The sequence below is a fragment of the Nonomuraea sp. NPDC050022 genome (assembly GCF_044460705.1).
Lineage (GTDB): Bacteria > Actinomycetota > Actinomycetes > Streptosporangiales > Streptosporangiaceae > Nonomuraea.
On the sequence record NZ_JBITKE010000012.1, the window covers coordinates 239,323 to 263,678 of the forward strand.

Sequence of the window (24,356 nt, forward strand, 5' to 3'; positions counted from 1 at the left end):
GGTGGGTCAGCCTTTCGCGAGGGCCTGGACGACGCGGGACGGGCTGGGGCGGCCGAGCCGCTCGGCCAGCCAGGTGCTCGTGGACACGAGCTTGTCGAGATCGAGACCGGTGTCGATGCCGAGTCCGTGCAGCATCCACACGAGGTCCTCGGTGGCGAGGTTGCCGGTGGCCGACTCGGCGTAGGGGCAGCCGCCGATGCCGCCGGTCGAGGCGTCGACGACGGTCACGCCCGACCGGAGCGCGGCCAGCGTGTTGGCCAGGGCCTGGCCGTAGGTGTCGTGGAAGTGCACGGCCAGCCGGTCGGGATCGCGGAACGACTCGATCAGCGCGGTCACGTGGCCCGGGGTGCCGACGCCGATCGTGTCGCCGAGCGACAGTTCGTGGCAGCCCAGGCCGAGCAGCCGCTCGCCGACCGCGACGACCTGGGCGATCGGTGTCGGGCCCTCCCACGGGTCGCCGAAGCACATCGAGACGTACGCGCGGACCTTGACGCCGTTGTCGATCGCCCTGGCCACGACCGGCTCGAACATGTCGAACTGGCTCTCCAGGCTCCGGTTCAGGTTCTTGGCGGCGAAGGTCTCGGTGGCGCTGGCGAAGACGGCGATCTCCTCGACGTCGTGGGCCAGCGCCCGGTCCAGGCCGCGCGCGTTCGGGACGAGCACCGGGTAGCGGACGCCCGGCCGCCGGTCGAGCCTGGTGAGCAGCTCTTCCGCGTCGGCCAGCTGGGGCACCCAGGTCGGGTGGACGAAGCTGGTGGCCTCGATCACCCGGTGGCCCGCGTCGGCGAGCCGGTCGATGAACTCGGCCTTCACCTCGACCGGGACGATCGCGGACTCGTTCTGCAGGCCGTCGCGCGGCCCCACCTCGTAGACGGTGACCTGGTGCGGAAGGCCCTCCATCGGGTACGGCCTGCGCATCAGGACTCCCCGGCGGTGACCACGGCCAGGACGGCGTCCATGTCGACCGGCTGGCCCGCCTGCACGGGCAGTTCGGTGACCCGTCCGTCGCAGGGGGCGGTGACGGTGTGTTCCATCTTCATGGCCTCCACGATGAGGAGCGGCTGGCCCGCGCTCACCTGGTCGCCCGGCTGGGCCTTGACGACCAGGACGGTGCCGGGCATGGGGCTTCTGACCACGCCGTCGCCCGCGTGCGCGGTGCCGGGGCGGTCGCCGGGGTCGCCGATGCGGTGGCGGGTCAGGGCCCAGGACTGTCCGTCCCAGCCCAGCCAGAGGGTGTCGTCGTGGCGGGCGTGGGTGTAGTGCTGGGTACGGCCGGCCAGGGTGACGGTCAGCTTGGCGCTATCGATCAGGAGCCTGGCCGGAACGGCCTCCCCGGTCTCCTGGGTTGCGCACCCAATGCGGATTTCTGATGATTTTTCGGGCAGGCCGCGTACCTGGATCGTGTGGACGCCGTCCCGTGACTCCAGCCGCCAGGTCGTCCACGCGCGCTCGCCGACCCGCCAGCCGTCCGCGACCTCCCACGGATCCGAGCCCTGAGGCACGGTGTGGAAGACCAGCGCGGCGGCCGCCAGCACCTCGTCCGGCGGTCCGGCGGCCGGGACCAGCGCGGGCAGGACCCGCTCGACCAGCCCGGTGTCGAGCTCGCCCGCCCGCACCTCCGGGTGCGCCGCGAGCGCCCGCAGGAACGGCACGTTCGTGATCACGCCCAGCACGACCGTCTCGGCGAGCGCCTGGTCGAGCCGCCGGAAGGCCGCCTCCCGCGTGGGCGCCCACGCGATGACCTTGGCCAGCATCGGGTCGAACTCGCTGCCCACGACACCGCCCTCGACGAGCCCCGAGTCGACCCGGATGCCACCCTCGACCAGTCCCGAGCCGATCCGGACGCCGCTGTCTCCCAGTCCCGAGCCGCCCCGCACGCCGCCGGGCTCCGCAAGGCGCAGCACCCGGCCGCCCGTGGGCAAGAAGCCGCGCGACGGGTCCTCGGCGTAGACGCGGGCCTCGACGGCGTGGCCGCGAAGCCGTACCTCGTCCTGGGTGAAGGGCAGCGGCTCGCCCGCCGCGACCCGGAGCTGGAGCTCCACCAGGTCGAGGTCCGTGACCAGCTCGGTGACCGGGTGCTCCACCTGGAGGCGGGTGTTCATCTCCATGAAGTGGTACTCGCCGGTCGTGCCGTCGACGATGAACTCGACCGTGCCCGCGCTCACATAGCCCACCGCGCGGGCGGCCTCCACCGCCGCGGCGCCCATCCGCTCGCGCATCGCGGCGTCGACGAAGGGGGACGGCGCCTCCTCGATGATCTTCTGGTGGCGGCGTTGCAGGCTGCACTCGCGTTCGCCCAGGTGGACGACGTTGCCGTGGGTGTCGGCCAGCACCTGGATCTCGATGTGGCGGGGGTTCTCGACGTAGCGCTCGATCAGCAGGGTCGCGTCGCCGAACGCCGAGCGGGCCGTACGGCGGGCCGACTCCAGCGCGTCGGGCAGCTCGGCCGCCGAACGGACCAGCACCATGCCCTTGCCGCCCCCGCCCGCCGACGGCTTGATCAGCGCGGGGAAGTCCGTCCAGGACAGCAGCGAGTCGCCGGGCTCGGCGCCGCCCGGCACCACGGGGACCCCGGCGGCCGAGACGGTGGCCTTGGCGCGGATCTTGTCCCCCATGGCGTCGATGGCCGCGGGCGGCGGGCCGACGAAGACCAGCCCCGCCTCGGCGCACCGGCGGGCGAACTCGGCGTTCTCCGCGAGGAACCCGTATCCGGGATGTACGGCCTGCGCCCCGGACGCCTCGGCCGCCGCCACCATCGCCCCCATGTCCAGATATTTCGGGATCTGGAGGGCGGTGTCGGCCTCGCGGACGTGGCGGGCGTACGCGTCCGAGGCCGTGTGGACGGCCACCGACGTGATGCCGAGCGCGCGCAGCGTGCGGATGACCCGGACGGCGATCTCGCCCCGGTTGGCGACGAGAACACGGGTGAACATGGGCAGCGTGGTCAACGTGGTCACATCCGGAAGACGCCGTAGCCGACGGGGTCGAGCGGGGCGTTGGCCGCCGCGGAGAGTGCCAGGCCGAGGACCGTACGGGTGTCGAGCGGGTCGATCACGCCGTCGTCCCACAGCCGGGCCGTGGAGTAGTAGGGATTGCCCTGGTGCTCGTACTGCGCCCTGATGGCCTCCGGGTCGGCGTTGCCGACGGTGGTGAGCACGTTCGCGGCCTGCTCGCCGCCCATGACCGAGATGCGGGCGTTCGGCCACATCCACAGGAACCTGGGAGAGTACGCCCGCCCGGCCATCGCGTAGTTACCCGCGCCGAACGACCCGCCGATCACCACGGTGAACTTCGGCACCCTGGCGCAGGAGACCGCGGTGACCATCTTGGCGCCGTGCTTGGCGATGCCGCCCGCCTCGTACGCCTTGCCGACCATGAACCCGCTGATGTTCTGCAGGAACACCAGCGGAATGCGTCTGCGGTCGCACAACTCGATGAAGTGCGCCCCCTTCAGCGCGGACTCGCTGAACAGGATGCCGTTGTTGGCGATGATCCCGACCGGGTGCCCGTGCAGGTGGGCGAAGCCGGTGACCAGCGTCGCGCCGTACTCGGCCTTGAACTCCAGGAACCGCGAGCCGTCGACGAGCCGCGCGATGATCTCCCGCACCTCGTACGGCCGGCGGGTGTCGGCGGGCACGATGCCGTAGAGGTCGCGCGGGTCGTGGCGGGGCTCCTCGGGCTCGACCCGGTCCCAGGGCCGCTCGGCTCTCGGGGCCAGCGTGGAGACGATGTCGCGGACGATGGCCAGCGCGTGCGCGTCGTCGTCGGCCAGGTGGTCGGTGACGCCGCTGACGCGGGCGTGCAGGTCGCCGCCGCCCAGCTCCTCGGCCGTGACCTCCTCGCCGGTGGCGGCCTTCACCAGCGGCGGGCCGCCGAGGAAGATCGTGCCCTGGTCGCGGACGATGACGGCCTCGTCGCTCATGGCCGGGACGTACGCGCCGCCCGCCGTACACGATCCCAGCACGGCGGCGATCTGCGGGATGCCGCGCGCGGACATCGTGGCCTGGTTGTAGAAGATGCGACCGAAGTGCTCCCGGTCGGGAAAGACCTCGTCCTGCTTGGGGAGGAAGGCGCCGCCCGAGTCGACCAGGTACACGCACGGCAGGTGGTTGTGCAGCGCCACCTCCTGCGCGCGCAGGTGCTTCTTGACGGTGATCGGGTAGTACGTGCCGCCTTTCACGGTGGCGTCGTTGGCCACGACCACGCACTCGCGCCCGGTGATCCGGCCGACACCGGTGATGATCCCGGCGGCCGGCGCCTGGTCGTCGTAGAGGCCGTTGGCGGCCAGCGGCGACAGCTCCAGGAAGCGGGAACCGGGGTCGAGCAGGCCGTCGACGCGGTCGCGCGGCAGCAGCTTGCCACGTTCGACGTGGCGCTGCCGCGACCGCTCGGGACCGCCCGCGGCGGCTGCGGCGAGGCGCTCCAGCAGGTCGGCGGCGAGCCGCTCGTTGAGCTCGGCGTTGTGCTTGTACGCCTCGCTGCCGGGGTCCGCGGCCGAGTTCAGCACCGGCCAGTCGCTCATGTATCCCCCTCCGTTATGAGGCCGATGTTAGTCATCATTAACGTAACCGTCTACCATGTGAGACGTGACGACGACGCGGAGCCGGGGCAGCCGGCGCCTGGAGATCCTCGGCGCGGCCGCGAACCTGTTCGCCGCGCGCGGCTTCCACGGCGTCTCGATCGAGGACATCGGCGGCGCCGTCGGCGTCTCGGGCCCGGCGCTCTATCGCCACTTCAGCGGCAAGGAGGCGCTGCTCGCCGAGATGCTGCTGGGCATCAGCTCGCGGCTGCGCGAGTCGGCCGCCGCGGCGGTCACCTCGCCCGGCGGGCCCGAGGAGACGCTCGACGCGCTCCTGAACGTGCAGATCACCTTCGCGCTCGAACAGCCCGCGCTGATCACCGTGCACGACCGGGAGCTGGGCAACGTGCCCGAGCCGGAGCGGCGGCAGATCAGGCGGCTGCAGCGGCTGTACGTCGAGGAATGGGTCACCGTGCTGGCCGAACTGCACCCGTCGTGCCCGCCCCCGCGCCTGCGGGCCGCCACACACGCCGTCTTCGGGCTGCTCAACTCCACGCCGCACAGCGCGGGCGAGCTGCCCGCGCGCGCCATGCGCCTCCTCCTGCACGCGATGGCGCGGGCTGCCATCGCGGCCTCGGTTAACGCTCACTAACACGGCGCCACAACACCAAAAATGGGGCTATTCGTGCCAACTATCTAGATATATCGTCACGCTATCTCGATAGTTGGAGGCGTGATGCGTGATCCACACATGTGGGAGGGGCCGCCCGGCGCCCCACCGTCACCGCACCCCCCGCACCCCCCGCACCCCCCGGGCCCGCCTGGTCCGCCGGGCTTTTCGGGCGGCGGGCCGGGAATGGGAGGCGCGCCGGGGATGGGCGGCATGCCCGATGTGCCGCCGATGGGCTGGGAGGGCGGCGCTCCGCGGGTACGGCGGGGAGACGTCAGGGCCGCGCTGCTGAGCCTGCTCGCCGAAGGGCCGAAGAACGGCTACCAGATGATCCAGGACATAGAGGAGCGCAGCCGCGGAGTGTGGCGGCCCAGTCCCGGCTCGGTCTATCCGGCACTCCAGCAGCTGGAGGACGAGGGCCTGGTCACCGGCGACGACACCGGCGGCTCCCGGCTCTACAGCCTGACCGAGCAGGGCCGTGAGCGGGCCGTACGCCACCTCGACGGCGAGCCGCCCTGGGACGAGGTGGCGCGCTCCGTGCCCGAGGACCGGCACGAGCTGCGGCTGCTGTGGGCGCAGCTCAACGAGGCGTTCAGCCACCTGGCTCGGACGGCCAACGACCAGCAGGTCGCGCGGGCCAAGAAGTTGCTCAGGCAGACGCGCAAGTCCGTTTTCCAGATCCTCGCGGAGGACTGAGCGATGACAGACGCGGCGGTGGCCGTACACGGTTTAAGGAAGGACTACGGGAAGATCGAGGCCGTCAAAGGCGTCGACTTCGACGTGGCCCCCGGCGAGGTCTTCGGCTTCCTCGGCCCGAACGGCGCCGGGAAGACCACCACGATCAGCATGCTCTGCACACTCGTCAACCCGACCGGCGGCAGCGCGACGGTCGCCGGGTACGACGTGGTGCGCCAGCGCGACGAGCTACGCCGGAACATCGGCCTGGTCTTCCAGGACCCGACGCTCGACGGCTACCTGAGCGCCGAGCAGAACCTGCGCTTCCACGCCGAGCTGTACGGCGTGCCGAAGAGCGTCGTCGGCGACCGGATCCGGCAGGTCATGGAGATGGTCGCGCTCTGGGACCGCAAGGACGCCAAGGTCATGACGTTCTCCGGCGGCATGAAGCGGCGGCTGGAGATCGCCCGCGGGCTCCTGCACTCACCGCGGGTGCTGTTCCTGGACGAGCCCACGGTCGGCCTCGACCCGCAGACCCGCTCGGCCATCTGGGGCTACATCAACCAGCTCCGGCGCCTGGAGGACATCACCATCTTCATGACCACCCACTACATGGACGAGGCCGAGTACTGCGACCGGATCGCGATCATCGACCACGGCGAGGTCGTCGTCATCGACTCGCCGGAGGCGCTGAAGGCCAGCGTCGGCAAGGACCGGGTACAGATCCAGACCGGCGACGACGACGCCGCGATCCGGGCGCTGCGCGAGGAGTTCGGCCTGGAGGCGGCCGTGCACGAGGGCGCGGTGACGTTCGCCGTGGCGTCGGGCGAGGAGTTCGTGCCCCGGCTGTTCGCCGAACTGGGCATGCCGATCAGGTCGGTGAGCGTCTCACGGCCCTCACTCGACGACGTGTTCATGAACTACACGGGCTCCACGATCCGCGACGCCGAGGAAGGCGCCGAGTCGGGCGGCCGGACGTGGATGAGAGCGATGGCGAGGCGGTAGTCATGGCCTGGATCAACGCGATGGCGCGGATGAACGCGAGGGCGGGGCGGTAGACATGGCGACAGAGGCGATCGCCGTCCGGGTGCCGGTGCGCGGCACCGGGCACGACCTCCGGGCGGTCAAGGTAGTCCTGCATCGGGAGCTGCTGCGGTTCGTCAACGACCGCACCCGCATGCTGTCGATGCTGCTGCAGCCGGTGCTGTGGTTGTTCGTGATGGGCACCGGGCTCGGCTCACTGGTGCGCGGCGCCATCCCGGGCATCGACTACCGCACCTTCATGTATCCCGGCATGATCTCGATGACCGTGATCATGACCGGCATGTTCTCGGCCGGGTCCATCGTGTGGGACCGCGAGTTCGGCTTCCTGCGCGAGATGCTCGTCGCGCCGGTCTCACGCGGGGCGATCGTGGTCGGCAAGTGCCTGGGAGGGGCGGTGGTGGCCACCGGGCAGGGCGTCATCATCCTGGCGATGGCCGGGCTGGTCGGCGTACCGTACTCGCCGGGCCTGATCATGACGATGCTGGCGGAGATGTTCCTCGCGGCGTTCACGATCACGGCGTTCGGGGTGATGCTGGCCGCCCGGATGCGGAACATGCAGACCTTCTTCGGGCTCATGCAGATGGCGATCATGCCGATGCTGTTCCTTTCGGGGGCCATGTTCCCGCTGGCCAACCTGCCGTCGTGGCTGCACCTGCTGACGGTGATCAACCCGATGACGTACGCGGTGGACCCGATGCGGCACGCGGTGTTCTCCCACCTCGACGTGCCCGCGCAGGTGAACGCGGTGCTCAATCCCGGGGTCCGGTGGTTCGACTTCCAGGTGCCGGTGGGGGTGGAGCTCGGGGTTGTGGCCTTGCTGGGGGCCGTTCTGCTTGGGGTTGGGATCGCGCAGTTCAGGCGGGCGGAGTAGGTCGCACTGGTTTTCGCATCTGCCTGCGACGCTCTGGTCACGGAGGGTAACTTCTCCGATGCAAGCGCGATCCCCCCTTCAAAGGAGCGCCAGAGTTGGACTTGCACGCGGCAGTGATTGAGCTCGAGGGCCGGGTCTCCGTACTCGAGAGACGTACAGTTAGCGGTGTGCCTGACATGACGGTCGCCGAACGGTTCAACACCCACCATGAGCGCGCAGACGCCATGGGCAAGAACATCCTCGACAAGATCGACAAGCGGACCAAAGAGCTCAACCAGAAGATCGACAGCCGGGCGAACCAGCTCGACGAGAAGATCTACACGCTCAATAGCGACACATTGGATGGCTTCGACCGGGTCAACCAAGACATCGCAAAGGTCAATCATCGCCTCGATCAGCAGAACACCAGGCTCGACAACCTCGAGTTGTCCATGGCCCGTCGGTTCGAGGCCGTCGACAAGGACATAGCCGAACTCAAGACCGATGTCGGTGAGCTCAAGACCGATGTCAGGGAGCTCAAGACCGATGTCAGGGAGCTCAAGACCGGGTTCGGTGAGCTCAAGTCGATGCTCATCAGCCTCGGCGCGAAGGCCCCCGAGTCGTAGCACCGACAATTGAGGCCCGGGGCAACCGCGCCCCCGGGCCTCAACTCTGCCGTTCCGAACCGGTTACCGCTTCACGCGGACATAGTCACTACGGCTGCCGTCTCCGTAGAAATCGTCGTCCCCGCCGAACACGAACTTCCACGAGCCCGACTTCCACGCCTTGACCCGGACGTACAGCTTGCCGCTGTCACCGGACCGCGTGGTCTTCACGTACTGCCACTTGTGCGAGCCGACCGGCTTGAAGTACAGCGCGACCTTGCCCGCGTACCCCTCCCAGGATCCGCTGTCGTCGATCTGCAGCACGCCCCTGGCCTTCAGGTACCTGCCGCGCTTGACCGGCTCCGGGTAGGCGTTGAACTTGATCACCCGGCTGGCCGACTTGTCCGCCGTCGGCGGCGGGGTGGGCTCGACGACCTTGACCCAGGCGGCGTCGGAGACCGAGCCCTTGACGCCTCTGGTCCCCTCGAACGCGGCCCGCCACCAGCCCGAGGACTGCGCGGTCGCGGTGGCCCAGAAGCGGCCGTGACGGTTGGTCACGTCGCTGGTGACGTACTCCCAGCGGCGCGAGCCGTCCTGCCTGAAATAGATCGAGACCCGCTGGCCGGGCAGGGCCTGCCAGCGCTCGACCTGCAGGGAGCCGGTGAAGTTCAGCCGGGCGCCCTTGTCGGCGGGCGCGGGGGTGGCGTCGAAGCCGACGATCCTGCTGTCGGAATTGTGCCTGATCCGGACGTCGACCCGGTCGCTGTCGCTGACCGATGCCCTGGCTTCCTTGTTCCCGCCGAACTCGGCCCGCCACCAGCCGGTGGCATCGGCGCGCACCCTGGTGCTGAACCAGCCGTCGCGGCCGCTCGTGACCGTGGCGACCCGGCGGTAGGCGTCGGCGCTCCGCTCACGGAAAGTAATCGCCACGACCCCGGCGTATCCCTTGCCGTCGGCCAGGAGCCGGCCGGAGACCTTGATCATGTCACCGCGGTGCACCTGGCCGGGGCTGGCGCCGAAGTCCACGATCTTGGTGACGAGGGCCTTCTGGACGTCGAAGGTGCCGCTGGCCGACTTGTCGCCGTCACCGTGGGCGATGGCGAGGAAGCTCCACTTGCCGGCGTCCTTCGCCTCGAAGCTCTTCGTACCGGTCCACTTCGTCCACACGCCGAACGGCGCCGACTTGAGGTCGATGGGCGTGCCGACGCTCAGGCCGGGCGGCTTGAGCTGGAGTTCGGCCTTTCCGGCGTCTTTGGTGGTGAACGTGAACGTCACCGTGACCGGCTTGTCGAAGACCACGGCCGGAGAGCCCGGACTGAGGTCCACGTCGGAGATGGCGGGGGCCTTGGCCGCGGCCGACGCCGATGGTGCCAGGGCGAGAAGCCCGGCGGCCGTCGCGAGCGCGACGGCGGCGACACGGATGCGTTGTAACATACGGGTTCCTTTCTGGATCCCCTGGTGCTCAACGCGGCATTGAGGGTGCCACGCTTATCTTTCCCAGTAGACATTCAGGTTGGCCAGAAAGTTGCGGGATCTGACAACTTGTTATAGATCAGGGTCAATCGGACCGGTCCACAACATGTCACTCCCGACGGGCAGACGAACCCGGGATCGGGGCGACATAATCGCCTTGTGGCGCGCGACACTGTTGAGACTCATTTCACCCAAGCCATTGCGACGCTGAAGGGGGGCGCGGCCCGTGATCCCGGGCGGCCCGTCCGCGAGGGCGCGTCGCTGACCGGTGAGCAGTGCCGCACCCTCTTCCAGCGCCAGCTCGACAGCCGCCTGCTCGACATCGCGGCCCGCTGGCTGCGCGCGCAGGAGCAGTCCTTCTACACGATCGGCTCGGCCGGGCACGAGGGCAACGCGGCGGTCGCCGCCGCGCTGCGGCCCGGCGACCCCGCGCTGCTGCACTACCGCTCCGGCGCCTTCTACCTGACCAGGTCCGAGCAGGCCGGACGGCTGCCCGAGCAGGGCATCCGCGACGTGCTCATGGGGCTGGCCGCCGCGGCCGACGAGCCGATCGCGGGCGGCCGGCACAAGGTGTTCGGCCATCCCGACCTGGCGATCATCCCGCAGACCTCGACGATCGCCAGCCACCTGCCGCGCGCGGTGGGCGTCGCCTTCGCCATCGAGCGGGGCCGCGCGCTGGGCGTTCCCACGCCGTGGGCGGACGACGCGATCACCGTGTGTAGCTTCGGCGACGCCTCGGTCAACCACGCCACGGCGCTGACCGGGTTCAACACCGCCGCCTACGCCACGCACCAGGGGCAGGCGCTGCCGATCCTGTTCGTGTGCGAGGACAACGGCATCGGCATCAGCGTCCGCACGCCCAAGGGCTGGGTGGCGGCGAGCGCGCGGCGTCCGGGCATCGAATACTTCGCCGCCGACGGCTGTGACCTGGCCGACGCCTACGACACGGCCGTCCGGGCGGTCCAGCACGTACGCGCCAACCGCTCCCCCGCGTTCCTGCACCTGAGCACGGTCCGGCTCATGGGCCACGCCGGGTCCGACGTCGAATCCGCCTACCGCACCCAGCGGGAGATCCGCGCCGACATGGAGCGCGACCCGCTCCTGGTCACCGCCCGGCTGCTGGTCGAGGCGGGGCTGGTCACGCCCGACGAGCTGCTCATGCAGTACGAGTCGTCACGCGAGCACATACTGCGGATCGCTCTGGAGACCACCCGCAGCCCGCGCCTCGGCTCGGCCAAGGAGATCATGGAGCCGCTCGCGCCGCGCCGGCCCGAGATGATCGCCAGGATCAGCCCGGTGGCGGCCGAGGCGTCGGTCAGAGAACGCGCCTTCGCCGGCTCCCTGCCCGAGGCCGAGAAGCCGCTGACGCTCTCCCAGGCCATCAACCGCACGCTGACCGACGCGCTCGCCGTCTACCCGGAGATGATGGTCTTCGGTGAGGACGTCGCCAAGAAGGGCGGCGTCTATGGCGTCACCCGGGGGCTGCAGAAGCGGTTCGGCGGCGGGCGGGTGTTCGACACGCACCTCGACGAGCAGTCCATCCTGGGGCTCGCGCTCGGGTCGGGGGTGTCGAAGCTGCTGCCGGTGCCGGAGATCCAGTATCTGGCGTACCTGCACAACGCGCTCGACCAGCTCAGGGGCGAGGCGTCGACGCTGTCGTTCTTCTCGCAGGGCGCCTATCTCAATCCGCTGGTGGTGCGGGTGGCCAGCTACGCCTACCAGAAGGGGTTCGGCGGCCACTTCCACAACGACAACGCGGTCGGGGCCCTGCGCGACATCCCCGGCCTGGTCATCGCCTCGCCGTCACGGCCCGACGACGCGGCGGCCATGCTGCGTACCTGCCTGGCGGCGGCCCGCACGGAGGGTTCCGTGTGCGTGTTCCTGGAGCCGATCGCGCTCTATCACACAAAGGACCTGTTCGAGGAGGGCGACGCGGGCTGGCTGGCGCCCTACGCGCCGCCCTCGCGCTGGCCGGAGACCCACGTCCCGATCGGGCGGGCGCGGTCCTATGGAGACGGGCGCGACCTCACGATCGTCACCTTCGGCAACGGGCTGCGGATGAGCCTGCGTGCCGCCGTACGCCTCACGCAGGAGGGCTACGGCTGCCGGGTGCTGGACCTGCGCTGGCTGGCGCCGCTGCCGGTGGAGGACCTGGTGCGGGCGGCGGAGCTGACGGGCAAGGTGCTGATCGCCGACGAGACCCGCCACACGGGCGGGGTGTCGGAGGGGATCGTGGCCGAGCTGATGGACGCGGGGTTCTCCGGGCAGGTGGGGCGGGTGACGTCGGCGGACAGCTTCATCCCGCTGGGCGAGGCGGCCGCTCACGTGCTGATGTCCGAGGAGGAGATCGAGCAGGCGGCGCGGAAGCTGCTGGGCTGAGGTCTCCTTTCAGTACGGCTTACTACGGCTTTCAGGACGACTCAGTACGGCGAAGCGCCGCCGAACATCTCTCCCACCCGGGAGGCCAGCGTCACGTCGCCCGTTATCTGGAGGCGGCCCGACATCAGCAGGGCGGCCGGGTTCGCCGTGCCCGCGACGATGCGGAGCAGGTCGGCGGCCGGGAGGGTGAGCGTTATGGACGGGGCGCGAGCCGGGCCAGGGAAGGCGCGGGCCCGGGGGCCTCGGACGACGATGGTCCAGGTGGCACGGGGTTGGAGACGGAATTCGAGGGCGCCCTGGAAGCCGAAGGCCTTGTCCGGTTTGAAGGAGCGGGCCATGAGGGCGAACAGGAGCCGCTGACGGCCGGGACTCAGCCAGCGGGCCAGGTCCTCGTCGGACCGGCCCGCGACGAAGCGGGACAGAAGGGTGCTGGCCCGTGAGGCGAGCTCGCTTGCGGGCCGCGGCGAGGACGTCTGCCGGGGTGGGCGGCGGCCGGTGGGTGACGCGGGACAGCTCCGCGTCCTCGTCGATCGCGTACGGCTGGGAGAGCGTCCTGGCCGGAGAACGCCTGGACAGGGCGGCTTCGATGGCCGGGGCCAGCCGGGCGGACTTGGCGCGCTCGCGCTCGTCGCGCCCTTCGGTGAATGCGGGCAGAACCTTTTTCCCGAACAATTCAAGGCTTTCGCAAATGTGCTCATGGCGATTCGGCCCGGCCTGGAGTACGAAGATCATTTGGTCCACGCCCGCCTCCTCGTACCGGCTGATGAGGTCGATGAGTTGCTGCGGACTCCCCAATGCGCCCGCGAGGGGATCCCTCCCCTGCGCCCCCACCTTTGGCTGCTCTTTCGTGAAATTTCCCCAAATGCTGCTGTGGCCGGGAGTGTGTTTCGACGGCCCGTAATAATGCGCCAGCGCATAGGCGAAGAACGCCGCCCCCTGAGCGCCCCGGTGCCGAGCCTCGGCGGAATCCTCGTGGCACATCATCAGCAGCACGACCGCCAGGTTGGCGTTGACCGCGAACCCGGCGGGCACGCACTCCGCCGACTCCAGCAGCCGGTAGTAGTCCCGCGACCACTTCCCCGCTTCCTCCGGATGCACGAACGCGAACGACAGCGCCCCGATCCCGTTCCGCGCCGCCAGATGGATCGTCTCCCGCCGCGAGCAGGCCACCCACAGGGGCGGGTGCGGCTTCTGCACGGTCTTCGGGATCACGTTGCGCGGCGGCATCCGCAGGTAGGGCGAATGCCACCCACACGTAGTCGAACCCGACCCGGTCGGCGATCTCGACCTGCTCCAGCGCGTCGACGTACAGGCGCTGCTCACTGTCCGGTCTTCCAGGGGCGGGGCAGCTGATGCTCGTAGAAGATTCCGAACCGCACCTCAAGCGTCTTCGGTTCCCTGTGTTTACCTAGGTAAAGCGGACATCGGCGTAGTCTCGTCGCACCCAACCGGGGCCGGGAAGCGATCCGGTGGAAGCCGAAGCCGCGTCCGTCCGGCAAGCCGGGCGGACCGTGGTTGAGAACCGCGCTGTCGGGGCCTGACTGCGCACTCCTGGAGGAAGTGCGCCTCTTGGGCCACCGCCCCGCCGGACGCTGTCCCGTTGATGCGGACACCCACAGGGGCGGGGACCGAGCGCCAGTCAGGCACCCGGCTGTGACAGAAAATTACCCCATGATTACCATCCGTCGCACCCGATCACGTCAGAGAAATCCAACAACAGTTCTAACGGTAACCACCGACTCGCATAGCGAACGCCAGCAACAGTTCGTCCCCTCCGGTCTCAGAGACGCTGGTTCCCACCATACGGCGGCGACATCGCCGAGTCCCGGGTCAGATCTCGCGGCGCAGTGGGCTGAGCCAGATCGGTATCCAGCTGCCCGCCATGATCGACGCGCCTGCCCACATCGCCGCCCCCGTACCCCAGACCTCGCCGAGGAGACCCGCCAGCAGGCCGCCGACACCGACCGCGCCCATCAGGATCAGGCGCATGGTGGCGTTCATCCGGCCGAGCATCGAGTCGGGCGTGACCTGCTGCCGGAAGCTGACGAGCAGCACGTTGTTCAACCCCGTCCGGAAGCACAGGACGCTCCACGCGGCCGCCGAGGCCCAGACACTCCAACCGACGAACGGCACCAGGAACGCAAGCGGCGCGGTGACCACACCGACGACCCACACGGCACGCCCGCGACCAAACCGACGGCCGATCAGGTGGGCCGTGGCCGAACCGGCCAGTGCGCCGAGCCCGCCGACGGCGAGGTAGACCCCGAGCTCCCAGGCGGGCCGTCCGAGCTCGTCGACGAGGAGCACGGGCAGCAGCGTCGAGCAGAGCGGGAAGGCGAGGTTCGACATGCCGCCCTGTACCGCGATGGCGACGAGGACCCGGTTGCCGAACAGGTACCGCACCCCCTCGCCGATCCGCCGCCCGAGCCGCTCCTCGGGGACGGGGGCCGGTGGGGGCTCAGGTTTGCTGATCCGGCGCAGCCACACGGCCGACCACACGTAGGTGAGCGCGTCGAGCAGGATCGCCGCCGGCGCGCCCGCGAGGGTCACCAGCACCCCGGCGGTGCTCCTGCCACCCACGTCCATCGCCGCGTTCGTGCCCACGAGCACCGAGTTGGCGGCGGTGAGCCGGTCGCGGCCCACCAGGTGCGGCACCGTGCTCTGGGCGGCCACGTCGAAGAAGAGCGTGCCGACTCCCGTCGCGATGGCGACGCCGTACAACTGAGTCATCGTGAGCGCGCCCAGCCACCACGCGACCGGCACCGACATCAGGAGCGCACCCCGAACGAGGTCCGTCGCGATCATCACCGGGCGGCACCTGACCCGGTCCACCCATGCCCCGGCGGGCAGGCCCAGCACGAGCACGGTGATCGTGGTGAGGGCGCTGAGCAGTCCCACTTCGCCAGGCCCCGCGCCGAGAGCGGTCACCGCGAGCAGCGGCATCGCCACATAGCCGACCTGGGTGCCGAACTGGCTGACCGCCGACGCCACGAAGAGGTTTCTGAAGGAGGAATCACGCAGGAGCGGTGTCTCGGCAACAGCTGTCATGCCCCCTAGATGATGGGATAGGGGATCTGACCGCTATTGATTAAGCAGAGGCTGAATCGAATGGGGCTTGAACTGACATTCACCGCGCAGGATGCGGCCCATGTCCGTTTCGCCGTTTCTCCTCTGTGGGAGGTCGTCGCCAGCGTCCGGGTGGTGAAGAACCCGGCCGCGCACGCCGTACTCAAGCCCTGGGCCGAGCGGGTACGCCGGCGGCTGGCCGATGTCGACTGGCGGTTGCTGTCCGACCTGGTGCCGGTGCCCACGACCTCGATCGTCGGCTTCGTCAGCCCGCCACCCTCAACCTCCGTGCCCGACCTGGAGGTGGAGCTGGCCACGATGGTGGCGATGGCGCCCCTGGTCCGGGAGGGTCTCGACATCTGGGACGGTCCACCCACCAGAGCACTTCAGACGCTCCATGCCGACCCCGCGGGCGGTCTCGAGCGGCTGGCCGAGGAGATCCGCGGCTACTGGGACGCGGCCATCGCGCCTTACTGGCCCCGGATCAGCACTCTGCTCGACGGCGACGTGCTCTATCGCGCCAGGTCACTGGCCGAGGGTGGGCTGCGGCACATGCTCAGCGACCTCGACACGGCCGTGACGTGGGAGGGAGAGACCCTGCGCCTGCCGAAGACGGTCTGCGAAGGAGTGCGTCCGCTGGGCGGGCTGGGGCTGTTGCTCGTGCCGTCGGTGTTCACCTGGCCGCGGGTCTTCTCCATCACGGCCCCGCCCTGGCAGCCCACGATCCGCTACCCGCCGCGGGGCGTCGCGACGCTCTGGGAGCACCGCGAGAGCAACCCGCCACAGGCGCTGGCCGCCGTGCTCGGCCGGACCCGCGCCCGGCTGTTGGCCGAACTCGACCAGCCCGCCTCGACCAGGGACCTGGCCACCCGCCTCGACCTGTCAGAACCGGGCGCGAACCAGCATCTCACCGCGCTCCGCAAGGCCGGACTGGCCAGTGCGCACCGGACGGGGAGATACGTGCTCTATGCCCGTACGGCTGTCGCCGAGGCACTCCTCGCCGGAGACGCAAGGCCCGCCGACAGCGTGCGTGAAAGCGATCGGGCGGATCGGGGGATAAGAGATATCCGCTGATCGTTCGAAGGGTGGCACATGACGGGGCAAGCATCGTGAAGGGGCAGCCGTGGTGACGGCACTGTCCTGGATCTCCGGCCACTCCGCCGACGCCGTGCCGGGTCCGGTCGATGACGCGGGGGCGGTCGACGGGGCCAAGGGCGTGCCCGGGTCGCTCGTGGACGCCGAGGTGTTCGGGGCGGTGTTCGACGCCTGTTTCGGCGAGATCCACGGCTATGTCGCCCAGCGCCTCGGGGCCGACCATGCCGAGGACGTCGTCTCCGACACCTTCCTCATCGCCTTCAGGAAGCGCGCACAATACGACCCGGCGCGCGCGACCGTGCGGGCCTGGCTGTTCGGCATCGCCACGAAGCTCATCGGCAAGCACCGCCGCCTGGAGGCGCGGACGCTGCGCGCGCTGGGACGGTACGGCCCCGACCGCGACGCGCCGGGACACGAGGACCGGGTGACCGCGCGGGTCAGCGCCCAGAGCCTGCAGCCGAACCTGGCCTCCGCCCTGGCGGCGCTGGATCAGCGCGATCGCGACGTCATCCTGCTCGTCGCGCTGGCCGGGCTGAGCCATGAGGAGATCGCCACGGCGCTCGGCATCCCGTACGGCACGGTCGGCTCCCGGCTGAGCCGGGCCAGGAAGAAGCTGCGCGGCTCCCTGGGCGACACCAATCCGCTGCTCGCCCCCGAGGAGGCCGACCATGGATGAGCTGTCGTCGATCCGCGAGCTGTACGGCCAGCCGCCGGCCGACCCGGCGCTCAAGGCCAGGGTCCGCGAGCGACTGGACGCCGAGCGCTCCTCGCGTACGTCATGGCTCTCCTGGAGAGGGGTCGTGGGCAGCCTCGCCACGGCGGCGGTCGCCGTGACGGCCGTGGTGGCGCTCACTTCGCCCCGTACGCCCGACTCGGTGGTCTCCGGGCGGTCGATCCTGCTGGCCGCGGCGACCACGGCGGCGTCGGGTCCCGCCGACAAGGGGACGTACTGGCACATCGAGAAGCTCCACAACGGCACGAAGGTCACCGACCTCTGGGCGACCTCCGACGGGAAGGCGTGGAGGGGCGAGCGGGTGACGGGCCGGCCCGCGAAGGTCGTCGCGGTCTCGGGACGAGCGCCGTTCAGCATGGCGGGGAAGGATCTGACGGTCGAACAGATCCAGCGGCTGCCGTCCGACCCGACCGCGCTGAAGGAGTGGGTGATCGGGATGCTGCCCGCCGGGTCCGGCGACGATGTCCTGGCGGACGCGCTCAGCGGGCTGCTGTGGAGCAAGCCGTCGCCACCTGCCGTCCGGGCGGCGGCCTATCGGCTGCTCGGTGACCTGCCGAACGTCCATTACCTGGGCAGGAAGACGGATCAGCGGGGGCGCACCGGTGACGCGTTCACCTTCAGCCTGGCCGGTGATCCGCCGGTTCAGCGGACGCTGATCATCGATGTGACCAGTTCGCAGGTGCTGGCCAGCTCCAACACCTCGGGGACGGGCAGCTCGCAGACGTCCGAGGTGGTCCTGGGTGCCGGTTGGACCGACAAGGGTCCGGGGGAATCCGCAAGCACCCGTCCATAACCCCATAAGTCGGGACACGTCGGTGCCCTGACCTCACCGCCGCGCGGCTCCCCCGCTCGGCCCCGCGCCGCGCGGGCGTCCGCGCCGCGCTGACATCACCACGCTCGCACCGCCGCGCTCGGTTCTCGCGCGCCGCGGCCCTCCCCCGCTCGTGAAGCTCGCGCGTCGCCGTTAGCGCCGTGCGTGGGTTTCGCGCGCCCGAAATCAGGAGTCACCACGTGTTCTGGCGTGCCCGTACGACGCCCGGCCGGGCCATCTGCCTGGCCCACCAGTTCCCCAAGATCAAGGTGCCGGAGGTGATGGCCGGGCGGGTGACCTTCGTCGGCCTGCCCCCGGTGGACCTCGGCCAGGACATCGACTGGCGGCTGAACCCGCATGGCAACCGCTCCTGGGCGCTGAACCTGCACACCCTGCGCTGGATGGGCGGCCTGGTCGCCGAGTACGAGCGTTCGGGCGAGGGGGCCTACCTCGACCGGGCCGAGATCCTGGCCGACGACTGGATCCGCGAGAACCCGCGCGACCACGCCGACCTCAGCCCCTGGGCCTGGGCCGAGCACGCCGTCGCGCTGCGCGCCCCCGTGCTGGTGTGCCTGAGCGCCCACGTCGACAGCCGCCGCCTGCTGGACAGCCTCGCCGAGCACGGCGAGATCCTCTCCGACCCGATGCTCTACCGTCAGGGCCACAACCACGGCCTGGACCAGGACATCGCGCTGCTGGTGGTGGGCTGCCGCCTGGGCCGGAACGAGTGGCGTGACCTGGCGATCCGCCGGATGCTCGCCTCGGCCGAACTCGCCATCGACGAGCAGGGCGTCCTGCACGAGCAGGCGCCGAGATACGGGCTGTACGTGCACCGGCGGCTCGGGGTGGCGCTACGGGCGATCGAGGAGAGCGGAGCCGAGATTCCGAACCGGCTGGCGGCGCGCCGGACGGCCCTCGAAGCGTACGTGGCCCATGCCGCGCAGCCCGACGGCTTCCTGGCGCCCCTCGGGGACAGCCCGGCGGACACGCGGGCGGCCGGGTTCGCGCACGACGGGGCGAGGGTGCGGGTCTTCGACGGCGGGTACGTCTTCGGCCGGACCACCTGGGACGATCCGGGCTCGGCGTTCTACTCGATCAGGTTCGGGCCGGGGCGGCGGCTGCACGGGCACGAGGACCATCTGGGCGTCACCTATTACGCGCAGGGCCGCCCGGTGCTGGTCGAGGCCGGTTTCCACTCCTACGAGAAGACGGACTACGTGGAGTGGACCAAGTCGCCCGACGCGCACAACGTGCCCTCGGTGGTGGGCGCGGGCTTCCGAGCGGGTACGGCCACGCGCCTGGAGGCGTCGGACATCGGCCCGTCGCGGCAGTCGTACCGGCTCAGCGACAAGGCGTATAGCGTGCGCCGTACGCGCGAGATCCTGGTCAGCCACGGACCGGATCTGATGGCCGTGCTGGACTCGGTGCCGGAGGGGCACGCGGTGCGCGACGTGTGGCACTTCGACCCGTCGCTGCGGCTGGTCGACCAGCGCGACGGCGTCGTGGTGCTGGGCGACGACGCCCGCCGCGTGACGCTCCTGCAGCTCACGGCCGACGGCAGGCCGGTGGGCGGTCAGACGGTACGGCCGGGCACGGTCTCACCGGGGTACCTCCGGACGGCGGAGACCGTGACGGTGACGTCCCCGGAGGCTTCCCGGCTGCTCACCGTGATCGTGCCGGGCAGCGCGGACCCGGCCGTCTCAGCCGAGGGTGACCTGATCACGGTGGGCACGCCTGACGGGCCGGTCACGTTCCGGGGGTCGAGGCTATGAGCTGTCGTCCCTGGCCGAAACCGGCTACAGCCAGCGGCCGAGCGCGGGCGCGTCACTGTCCGGGGCGGGACCACGCCCAGTGATCCAGGCGGCCAGCTCAGCGGCCGTCCCGCTCACCCGGCCCACGTGCGGCGCGGCCGCCCCGCCTGCCTCCGGCTCCACGGTCACTCGCCAGACCCGTTGCCTGTCGGTCGGTGCGAGCACCACGGCGGGCCCCTGCCCCCGCCGTTCCCACGTCTCCGTCACGTCCGTGAGCAGCGCGTCCACGAACTCGGGCGGGAAGTCCTCGAACCGGCCGCCCGTCCCCAGGTCCACCGCGTGTATCCACACCTCGCGGGCCCGCATCCAGGGGATCTCCGAGGCGGGCACCATGCGGCCCTGCGCGGTGCGTACCCGCGCGTCCCAGTCCGACAGCTCCTCCAGCGAGACCCGCAGCCGGTCCGCGCTCTCCTCGGCCAGGCGTACGAGCTCGGCCGGCGAGAGCCGCGCCACCTCTTCGATCTCGGCGTTGCGCGCCTCCGCGCCGGCGTACATCGGCGTCTCCTCGCCGGTCCGCGCCCAATGGGTGAGCCGGCCGAGCGCCGAGGCGTTGCAGGCGACGTGGGCCACCAGGTGCCGTCCGGTCCACCCGGGAAGGCGGCTGGGCCGGTCGAGGTCGGCGGCGTCGAGGCGGGCGGCGAAGTACGCGGTGCCGGAGTCGAGCCAGGTGAGGTCAGCCATCATGGCGCGCCATGTTGACCAGCTCGCCGACGCCCGCGATCCGGGTCACGACCTTGTGGCCGTCGGCGAGGTAACGCGGCGGCTTGCGGGCGTGCCCCACCCCGCCGGGAGTGCCGGTCGCGATCACGTCGCCCGGCCGCAGGGTGAGGATCTGTGACACGTACGCGATCAGCTCGGCCGGTGGGAACACCAGGTCGGCCGGGTCCGCCTGCTGTACCACCTCCCCGTCGACCTCACACCGCATGGTCAAGGGGCCGTCGAGTTCGTCGGGGGTGACGAGGTACGGGCCGAACGGGGTCGTGGACTCGAAGGTCTTGCCCTGGAGCCACTGCAACGTACGGTTCTGGTAGTCGCGTGCCGTGACGTCGTTGAACACCGAGTAGCCCGCGATGGCGGCCCGCGCCTGTTCGGGCGAGGCGTGCCGCACCTCCGTGCCGATGACGACGGCGAGCTCGGCCTCCCAGTCCATGGCCGGCGAGACGGCGGGGAGCACGATGTCGTCGTACGGCCCGATCAGCGCCTCGGCGAACTTGGCGAACAACGTGGGGTAGGCGGGCAGTTCGCGGCCCATCTCCAGGATGTGGGTGCGGTAGTTGAGCCCCACACAGATGATCTTCCCGGGCCGCGGCACCACGGGAGCGAGGTCCGCGCCCGCGAGCGGGTGCCTGGGGCCGTCCGCGGTGGCGGCCCGTTCGCGCCAGCCGGGCTCGGCGAGCAGCGCCCCGACGTCGGGCGCCCCGATCTCCACGGCGTGCTCGCCGTCGACGCGGGCGGCGGTGGTACGGCTGGGCAGCCGCAGGGTCGCGAGCTTCACGCGGTTTCCTCTCGGTGGGGGTTCTTGATGGAAGGGAGCTTCACAGAAGCTCTTCTCGATACTGGTGCAGGCCCTCGAAGATGGGCGTGTCGGCGAAGCGGAACAGGTCGAAGCGGCTGCCGGCGCGGAACGACCACGCGCACCAGGACGGCACCACGACGAGATCGCCCCGGGTCAGCGGGCGCTCCACGCCGTCGAGCGTGACCGCGCCCTCGCCGTCGAACACCTGGTAGACCGACGACCCCACCTCCCTGCGCGCGGCGGTGACGGCGCCGGGACGCAGCCGGTGGAACTCGGCCCTGATCGTCGGCATGACGTCGCCCCCGGTGGTCGGGTTGGTGTAGCGGACGGCGGCGTGGCCCGGCTCGACCGGCCCGGGATGGCCTTCGTCCTCCAGCGCCAGTTGCTCGTCGAGCGCGCGATCGGTGTGCTCCCAGCGGTAGGCGGCGATCGGCGAGCTGGGCGTGGCCCCCAGGGCTGAGAGCGGCCGCAGCCCCGGGTGCGCCCACAGACGTTCGGAGCGGGAGAGGTGCGGGGTGGTGCTGTCGGTGACCTGGTCGGGGCCGAACTCGAAGAACGAGGTGTCGGTCTGGTGGACGAACGGGATGTCCAGCCCGTCGATCCAGGCCATGGGCGCGTCAGTGGTGTTGTGGTGGCCGTGGAAGTGCCAGCCGGGAGTGAGGAGGAAGTCGCCGCGCCGCATCGCCACCGGGTCGCCGTTCACCACGGTCCACACGCCTTCGCCCTCGACGACGAAGCGGAAGGCGTTCTGGGTGTGCCGGTGCTCGGGGGCGACCTCGCGCGGGCCCAGGTACTGGATGGCCGCCCACAGCGTCGGCGTCGCGTACGGCAGGCCGCTGAGGCCGGGGTTGGCCAGCGCGATGGCCCGCCGCTCGCCGCCCCGGCCGACGGGCACGAGGTCGCCCGCCCGCTCGGCCAGCGGATGCAGCGTCTTCCACGCCCAAACGTGGGGCCTGGCCTTCGGCTTGGGGTGGGCCGGCATCAGATCGCCGACCTGGGTCCAGAGCGGAATCAGGTGCTCTGCCGTGAAGTCGGCGTAAAGCCTCTCCTCTGGGGTCATGGGTCCACGTTAGGAGTCAATTCTGCACAGTGCATTAGCATTCTGCTATGAAGAACCGGCCTCCGTACGCCCTGGGCTCGGTCGACAACGTTCTCCTGCTCCTGCACATGCTGCGCGACCAGGGCCGGCTCAAGGTCACCGACGTTGCGCGGGAGCTCGGCATCGCCCGCTCGACCGCGCACCGCCTGCTGGCGATGCTGGTATATCGGGACTTCGCCGTCCAGGACGAGCACCACACGTACCTGCCGGGCCCCTTCCTCGCCTCCGCGCCGGGCGTGGCGAGCGGCTCCGCGCTGCGCGAGTTGCGGGCCAGGGCCAGGCCGGCGATGGAGGCGCTGTGCGCGCGGGTGCGGGAGACCGTCAACCTCACCGTGCGGGTCGGAACGGAGGTGCGCTTCCTCGCCAGCGCGGAGTCCGCGCAGATCCTGCGCGTGGGCGACCGCCGGGGCACGATCCTGCCCGCCCACCGCGCCTCCGGCGGCAAGGTGCTGCTGGCCGCGCTGACGCGTGAGCGGCTGTGGGAGCTCTACCCCGACCTGCCGAACGCGGAGCGGGCCGCGTTGACCCGCGAGCTCGACGAGATCCGGGTACGCGGCTACGCGCTGAACATCGACGACACCGAGCAGGGCGTCTCGGCCATCGGCGCCGCCGTGCGCGACGGCCGGGGATCGGCCGTGGCCGGGCTGTCGATCGCGGTGCCTTCCACCCGGTTCGGCGGGGATCAGGTGGGGGTGTTCGCGGGGGAGCTGAGACGCGCGGTCACCGAGGTCGAGCAGGCCCTGGCCGACTTTCCCGACTGATCACAGTGGGGTGACCGGGCTGGCACGCGGCACGTACACCAGGGCGTCGTAGGCCTGGGCGGGCACCGTCTTCACCGTGTACGTCCAGCTCAGGGAGCTGTAGATCGACCGGAAGCCGTCACCGACGGCGCCCATCGGGACCTCCGAGGTGAGCACCTCACGGTTGCCGGGCTGCGACGAGGCCTGCGCGAGGTTCACGTAGCCCAGCGGCTGGTCACCGAACAGCTTGGCCAAAGGCGAGGTGTGGCTCACGGTGAACCGCTTGCGCTCCCCGGAGCCGTCGTCCCTGCTGACGAAGGTGCTCGTGCCGAACTCGGTGCCGATCGCGAAGTAGTCCTTGCCGTACGCCTTGGCAAGGCGTCGCCCCATCGACTCAAAGGAGAACGCCGCACCGCTCTTGTCGATGTGGCCGTTGTGACCGCCCAATATGACCTTCTTCCGTCCATGGGCGCCCTCCGTGTCGGCGATCCACCTGACGTTCTCGGCCATCCAGGCGTCCCGCTTGCTGCCGTAGTCATTGCCGGAAGTCTGTAACCGCGCCCCGCGCTGAATCGTCTCGGCGTGGTGCACCGCGAGGGCGAACGACTCCTGGGAGCTGAGGCTGACGTACTTCTCCCGATTCGCCGTCATCTGCGCGACGAGCCGCCCAGCGGCGGTGGTGGCGGCGGCGACCTTCTCCTCGTCCTGTTCGGACCTGGTGGCATCGGTGAGAGCGGCCAGCGACTCCTGGACCGGGCGGACCCGAGCGGGGTCGACCGTGGCGAGATAGCGCAGCAGCCGCTCCTTGTTCCGGTCGTAACGCTGCATGTCGAAGCCGTACAGACGCACCTTGTCCGTGTCGGGGACGGCGGCGTTGTGGTCATGGATCCACTTGAGCAGATCCGCCATCTCGCGGGTCCGGTAGATGTCGAAGCCGAGCGCCTTGGCGGCGTCCTCCGCGCTGCCCTGGCCCTTCATGACATAGTCGTCGGCCGTGGCCGTGCCGCCGAAGTCGGCCTCCAGGGCGACGGTGCGGAAGCCGTACTCTCGTACCAACTTCTGGATGATCAACGCGCGGGTCTGGACGAATTCCTTGTTGCCGTGCGTGGCCTCGCCGATCCCGACCACGCGTTTGCCGGCGGCGTCGGCGAGGGGGACCTGGTCGAGAGGGACCACGGCGTCGGACGTCACTCGCGAAGTGTCCACACCCGCGCACCCGGCCGCCGCCAAGCCGATCAGTGCGACGCTCAGGACGAGCTTGCGTCTCATG

General features: G+C 70.4%; 21 protein-coding genes and 1 pseudogene. 11 read left to right on the plus strand and 11 right to left on the minus strand.

What is annotated here, in order from left to right:
* Positions 1 to 6 precede the first annotated feature (6 nt).
* The 3 genes from ACIBO2_RS43740 to ACIBO2_RS43750 are packed head-to-tail and all read right to left on the minus strand — an operon-like array spanning position 7 to position 4,522.
* Positions 7 to 918, minus strand: coding sequence for a hydroxymethylglutaryl-CoA lyase (locus ACIBO2_RS43740; protein WP_357642855.1), 912 nt, complete (start codon positions 916 to 918; stop codon positions 7 to 9).
* On the minus strand, positions 918 to 2,933 hold the full coding sequence (locus ACIBO2_RS43745) for a biotin carboxylase N-terminal domain-containing protein (RefSeq protein WP_397304167.1): 2,016 nt from the start codon (positions 2,931 to 2,933) through the stop codon (positions 918 to 920). Before ACIBO2_RS43745 ends, ACIBO2_RS43740 begins: the two co-directional genes overlap by 1 nt.
* 20 nt (positions 2,934 to 2,953) lie before the next feature.
* Positions 2,954 to 4,522, minus strand: a complete 1,569-nt coding sequence (locus ACIBO2_RS43750) for a carboxyl transferase domain-containing protein (protein ID WP_358551284.1) — start codon at positions 4,520 to 4,522, stop codon at positions 2,954 to 2,956.
* 64 nt (positions 4,523 to 4,586) lie between these two features.
* Here ACIBO2_RS43750 and ACIBO2_RS43755 point away from each other — a divergent pair, with 64 nt between their 5' ends.
* The 5 genes from ACIBO2_RS43755 (at position 4,587) to ACIBO2_RS43775 (ending at position 8,384) form a co-directional block, all read left to right on the plus strand.
* Positions 4,587 to 5,171: a TetR/AcrR family transcriptional regulator gene (locus ACIBO2_RS43755; RefSeq protein WP_225289634.1), complete on the plus strand. Its 585-nt coding sequence runs from the start codon at positions 4,587 to 4,589 to the stop codon at positions 5,169 to 5,171.
* Positions 5,172 to 5,402: 231 nt separating this feature from the next.
* Entirely contained in the window at positions 5,403 to 5,885 is a 483-nt protein-coding gene (locus ACIBO2_RS43760) for a PadR family transcriptional regulator (protein ID WP_358551282.1), read from the plus strand.
* A 3-nt stretch (positions 5,886 to 5,888) separates the two neighbouring features.
* Positions 5,889 to 6,869 carry an ATP-binding cassette domain-containing protein gene (locus ACIBO2_RS43765; RefSeq protein WP_397304129.1) on the plus strand — a complete coding sequence of 327 codons (981 nt, stop codon included), beginning with the start codon at positions 5,889 to 5,891 and terminating at the stop codon, positions 6,867 to 6,869.
* Positions 6,870 to 6,924: 55 nt separating this feature from the next.
* A complete protein-coding gene (locus ACIBO2_RS43770; protein WP_358551278.1) occupies positions 6,925 to 7,779 on the plus strand; it encodes an ABC transporter permease in 855 nt (284 codons plus the stop codon).
* A gap of 167 nt (positions 7,780 to 7,946) precedes the next feature.
* Positions 7,947 to 8,384, plus strand: coding sequence for a hypothetical protein (locus tag ACIBO2_RS43775; protein WP_397304130.1), 438 nt, complete (start codon positions 7,947 to 7,949; stop codon positions 8,382 to 8,384).
* Positions 8,385 to 8,447: 63 nt separating this feature from the next.
* Here the strand turns inward: ACIBO2_RS43775 and ACIBO2_RS43780 are convergent, their stop codons facing one another.
* On the minus strand, positions 8,448 to 9,797 hold the full coding sequence (locus ACIBO2_RS43780) for a hypothetical protein (protein WP_397304131.1): 1,350 nt from the start codon (positions 9,795 to 9,797) through the stop codon (positions 8,448 to 8,450).
* A gap of 198 nt (positions 9,798 to 9,995) precedes the next feature.
* On the opposite strand from ACIBO2_RS43780, the gene ACIBO2_RS43785 reads away from it, so the two are divergent.
* Positions 9,996 to 12,215, plus strand: coding sequence for a thiamine pyrophosphate-dependent enzyme (locus ACIBO2_RS43785; RefSeq protein WP_358551272.1), 2,220 nt, complete (start codon positions 9,996 to 9,998; stop codon positions 12,213 to 12,215).
* A gap of 41 nt (positions 12,216 to 12,256) precedes the next feature.
* On the opposite strand, the gene ACIBO2_RS43790 is transcribed toward ACIBO2_RS43785, so the two are convergent.
* The 3 genes and pseudogenes from ACIBO2_RS43790 to ACIBO2_RS43800 form a co-directional block, all read right to left on the minus strand.
* The gene (locus ACIBO2_RS43790) at positions 12,257 to 12,553 is read right to left on the minus strand and encodes an SCP2 sterol-binding domain-containing protein (RefSeq protein ID WP_358551270.1); all 297 of its coding nucleotides are present in this window, start codon (positions 12,551 to 12,553) and stop codon (positions 12,257 to 12,259) included.
* A gap of 406 nt (positions 12,554 to 12,959) precedes the next feature.
* A pseudogene (locus ACIBO2_RS43795) lies at positions 12,960 to 13,538 on the minus strand (LLM class flavin-dependent oxidoreductase); the annotation flags it as partial.
* A 507-nt stretch (positions 13,539 to 14,045) separates the two neighbouring features.
* Positions 14,046 to 15,263 (minus strand): MFS transporter, encoded by a 1,218-nt coding sequence (locus ACIBO2_RS43800; RefSeq protein WP_397304132.1) that lies wholly within the window; start codon positions 15,261 to 15,263, stop codon positions 14,046 to 14,048.
* 60 nt (positions 15,264 to 15,323) lie between these two features.
* On the opposite strand from ACIBO2_RS43800, the gene ACIBO2_RS43805 reads away from it, so the two are divergent.
* From ACIBO2_RS43805 to ACIBO2_RS43820, 4 genes are all read left to right on the plus strand, one after another.
* Positions 15,324 to 16,355 (plus strand): DUF5937 family protein, encoded by a 1,032-nt coding sequence (locus ACIBO2_RS43805; protein WP_397304133.1) that lies wholly within the window; start codon positions 15,324 to 15,326, stop codon positions 16,353 to 16,355.
* A gap of 49 nt (positions 16,356 to 16,404) precedes the next feature.
* On the plus strand, positions 16,405 to 17,052 hold the full coding sequence (locus ACIBO2_RS43810; RefSeq protein ID WP_358551264.1) for an RNA polymerase sigma factor: 648 nt from the start codon (positions 16,405 to 16,407) through the stop codon (positions 17,050 to 17,052).
* The gene (locus tag ACIBO2_RS43815; RefSeq protein ID WP_358551262.1) at positions 17,045 to 17,902 is read left to right on the plus strand and encodes a hypothetical protein; all 858 of its coding nucleotides are present in this window, start codon (positions 17,045 to 17,047) and stop codon (positions 17,900 to 17,902) included. Before ACIBO2_RS43810 ends, ACIBO2_RS43815 begins: the two co-directional genes overlap by 8 nt.
* A 218-nt stretch (positions 17,903 to 18,120) precedes the next feature.
* Positions 18,121 to 19,692, plus strand: coding sequence for a heparinase II/III family protein (locus ACIBO2_RS43820; RefSeq protein WP_358551260.1), 1,572 nt, complete (start codon positions 18,121 to 18,123; stop codon positions 19,690 to 19,692).
* Positions 19,693 to 19,716: 24 nt separating this feature from the next.
* On the opposite strand, the gene ACIBO2_RS43825 is transcribed toward ACIBO2_RS43820, so the two are convergent.
* Genes ACIBO2_RS43825 through ACIBO2_RS43835 form a run of 3 tightly spaced genes read right to left on the minus strand, consistent with a single transcriptional unit; the run spans position 19,717 to position 22,307 of the window.
* Positions 19,717 to 20,415 (minus strand): maleylpyruvate isomerase family mycothiol-dependent enzyme, encoded by a 699-nt coding sequence (locus ACIBO2_RS43825; protein ID WP_358551258.1) that lies wholly within the window; start codon positions 20,413 to 20,415, stop codon positions 19,717 to 19,719.
* The gene (locus ACIBO2_RS43830) at positions 20,405 to 21,226 is read right to left on the minus strand and encodes a fumarylacetoacetate hydrolase family protein (RefSeq protein ID WP_397304134.1); all 822 of its coding nucleotides are present in this window, start codon (positions 21,224 to 21,226) and stop codon (positions 20,405 to 20,407) included. Before ACIBO2_RS43830 ends, ACIBO2_RS43825 begins: the two co-directional genes overlap by 11 nt.
* A 40-nt stretch (positions 21,227 to 21,266) precedes the next feature.
* Positions 21,267 to 22,307, minus strand: a complete 1,041-nt coding sequence (locus ACIBO2_RS43835; RefSeq protein WP_358551254.1) for a cupin domain-containing protein — start codon at positions 22,305 to 22,307, stop codon at positions 21,267 to 21,269.
* Positions 22,308 to 22,354: 47 nt separating this feature from the next.
* On the opposite strand from ACIBO2_RS43835, the gene ACIBO2_RS43840 reads away from it, so the two are divergent.
* Complete coding sequence (locus ACIBO2_RS43840; protein ID WP_397304135.1) at positions 22,355 to 23,107, plus strand: IclR family transcriptional regulator; 753 nt, start codon at positions 22,355 to 22,357, stop codon at positions 23,105 to 23,107.
* Here the strand turns inward: ACIBO2_RS43840 and ACIBO2_RS43845 are convergent, their stop codons facing one another.
* A complete protein-coding gene (locus ACIBO2_RS43845; protein ID WP_358551250.1) occupies positions 23,108 to 24,355 on the minus strand; it encodes an erythromycin esterase family protein in 1,248 nt (415 codons plus the stop codon).
* Position 24,356 lies beyond the last annotated feature (1 nt).

Coding starts and splice junctions, on each gene's coding strand:
- ACIBO2_RS43740 (WP_357642855.1), bottom strand. CDS start 918: ATGCGCAGGCCGTACCCGATGGAGGGCCTTCCGCACCAGGTCACCGTC.
- ACIBO2_RS43745 (WP_397304167.1), bottom strand. CDS start 2,933: ATGTTCACCCGTGTTCTCGTCGCCAACCGGGGCGAGATCGCCGTCCGG.
- ACIBO2_RS43750 (WP_358551284.1), bottom strand. CDS start 4,522: ATGAGCGACTGGCCGGTGCTGAACTCGGCCGCGGACCCCGGCAGCGAG.
- ACIBO2_RS43760 (WP_358551282.1), top strand. CDS start 5,403: ATGCCCGATGTGCCGCCGATGGGCTGGGAGGGCGGCGCTCCGCGGGTA.
- ACIBO2_RS43765 (WP_397304129.1), top strand. CDS start 5,889: ATGACAGACGCGGCGGTGGCCGTACACGGTTTAAGGAAGGACTACGGG.
- ACIBO2_RS43770 (WP_358551278.1), top strand. CDS start 6,925: ATGGCGACAGAGGCGATCGCCGTCCGGGTGCCGGTGCGCGGCACCGGG.
- ACIBO2_RS43780 (WP_397304131.1), bottom strand. CDS start 9,797: ATGTTACAACGCATCCGTGTCGCCGCCGTCGCGCTCGCGACGGCCGCC.
- ACIBO2_RS43790 (WP_358551270.1), bottom strand. CDS start 12,553: ATGGCCCGCTCCTTCAAACCGGACAAGGCCTTCGGCTTCCAGGGCGCC.
- ACIBO2_RS43800 (WP_397304132.1), bottom strand. CDS start 15,263: ATGACAGCTGTTGCCGAGACACCGCTCCTGCGTGATTCCTCCTTCAGA.
- ACIBO2_RS43805 (WP_397304133.1), top strand. CDS start 15,324: ATGGGGCTTGAACTGACATTCACCGCGCAGGATGCGGCCCATGTCCGT.
- ACIBO2_RS43815 (WP_358551262.1), top strand. CDS start 17,045: ATGGATGAGCTGTCGTCGATCCGCGAGCTGTACGGCCAGCCGCCGGCC.
- ACIBO2_RS43825 (WP_358551258.1), bottom strand. CDS start 20,415: ATGATGGCTGACCTCACCTGGCTCGACTCCGGCACCGCGTACTTCGCC.
- ACIBO2_RS43835 (WP_358551254.1), bottom strand. CDS start 22,307: ATGACCCCAGAGGAGAGGCTTTACGCCGACTTCACGGCAGAGCACCTG.
- ACIBO2_RS43840 (WP_397304135.1), top strand. CDS start 22,355: ATGAAGAACCGGCCTCCGTACGCCCTGGGCTCGGTCGACAACGTTCTC.
- ACIBO2_RS43845 (WP_358551250.1), bottom strand. CDS start 24,355: ATGAGACGCAAGCTCGTCCTGAGCGTCGCACTGATCGGCTTGGCGGCG.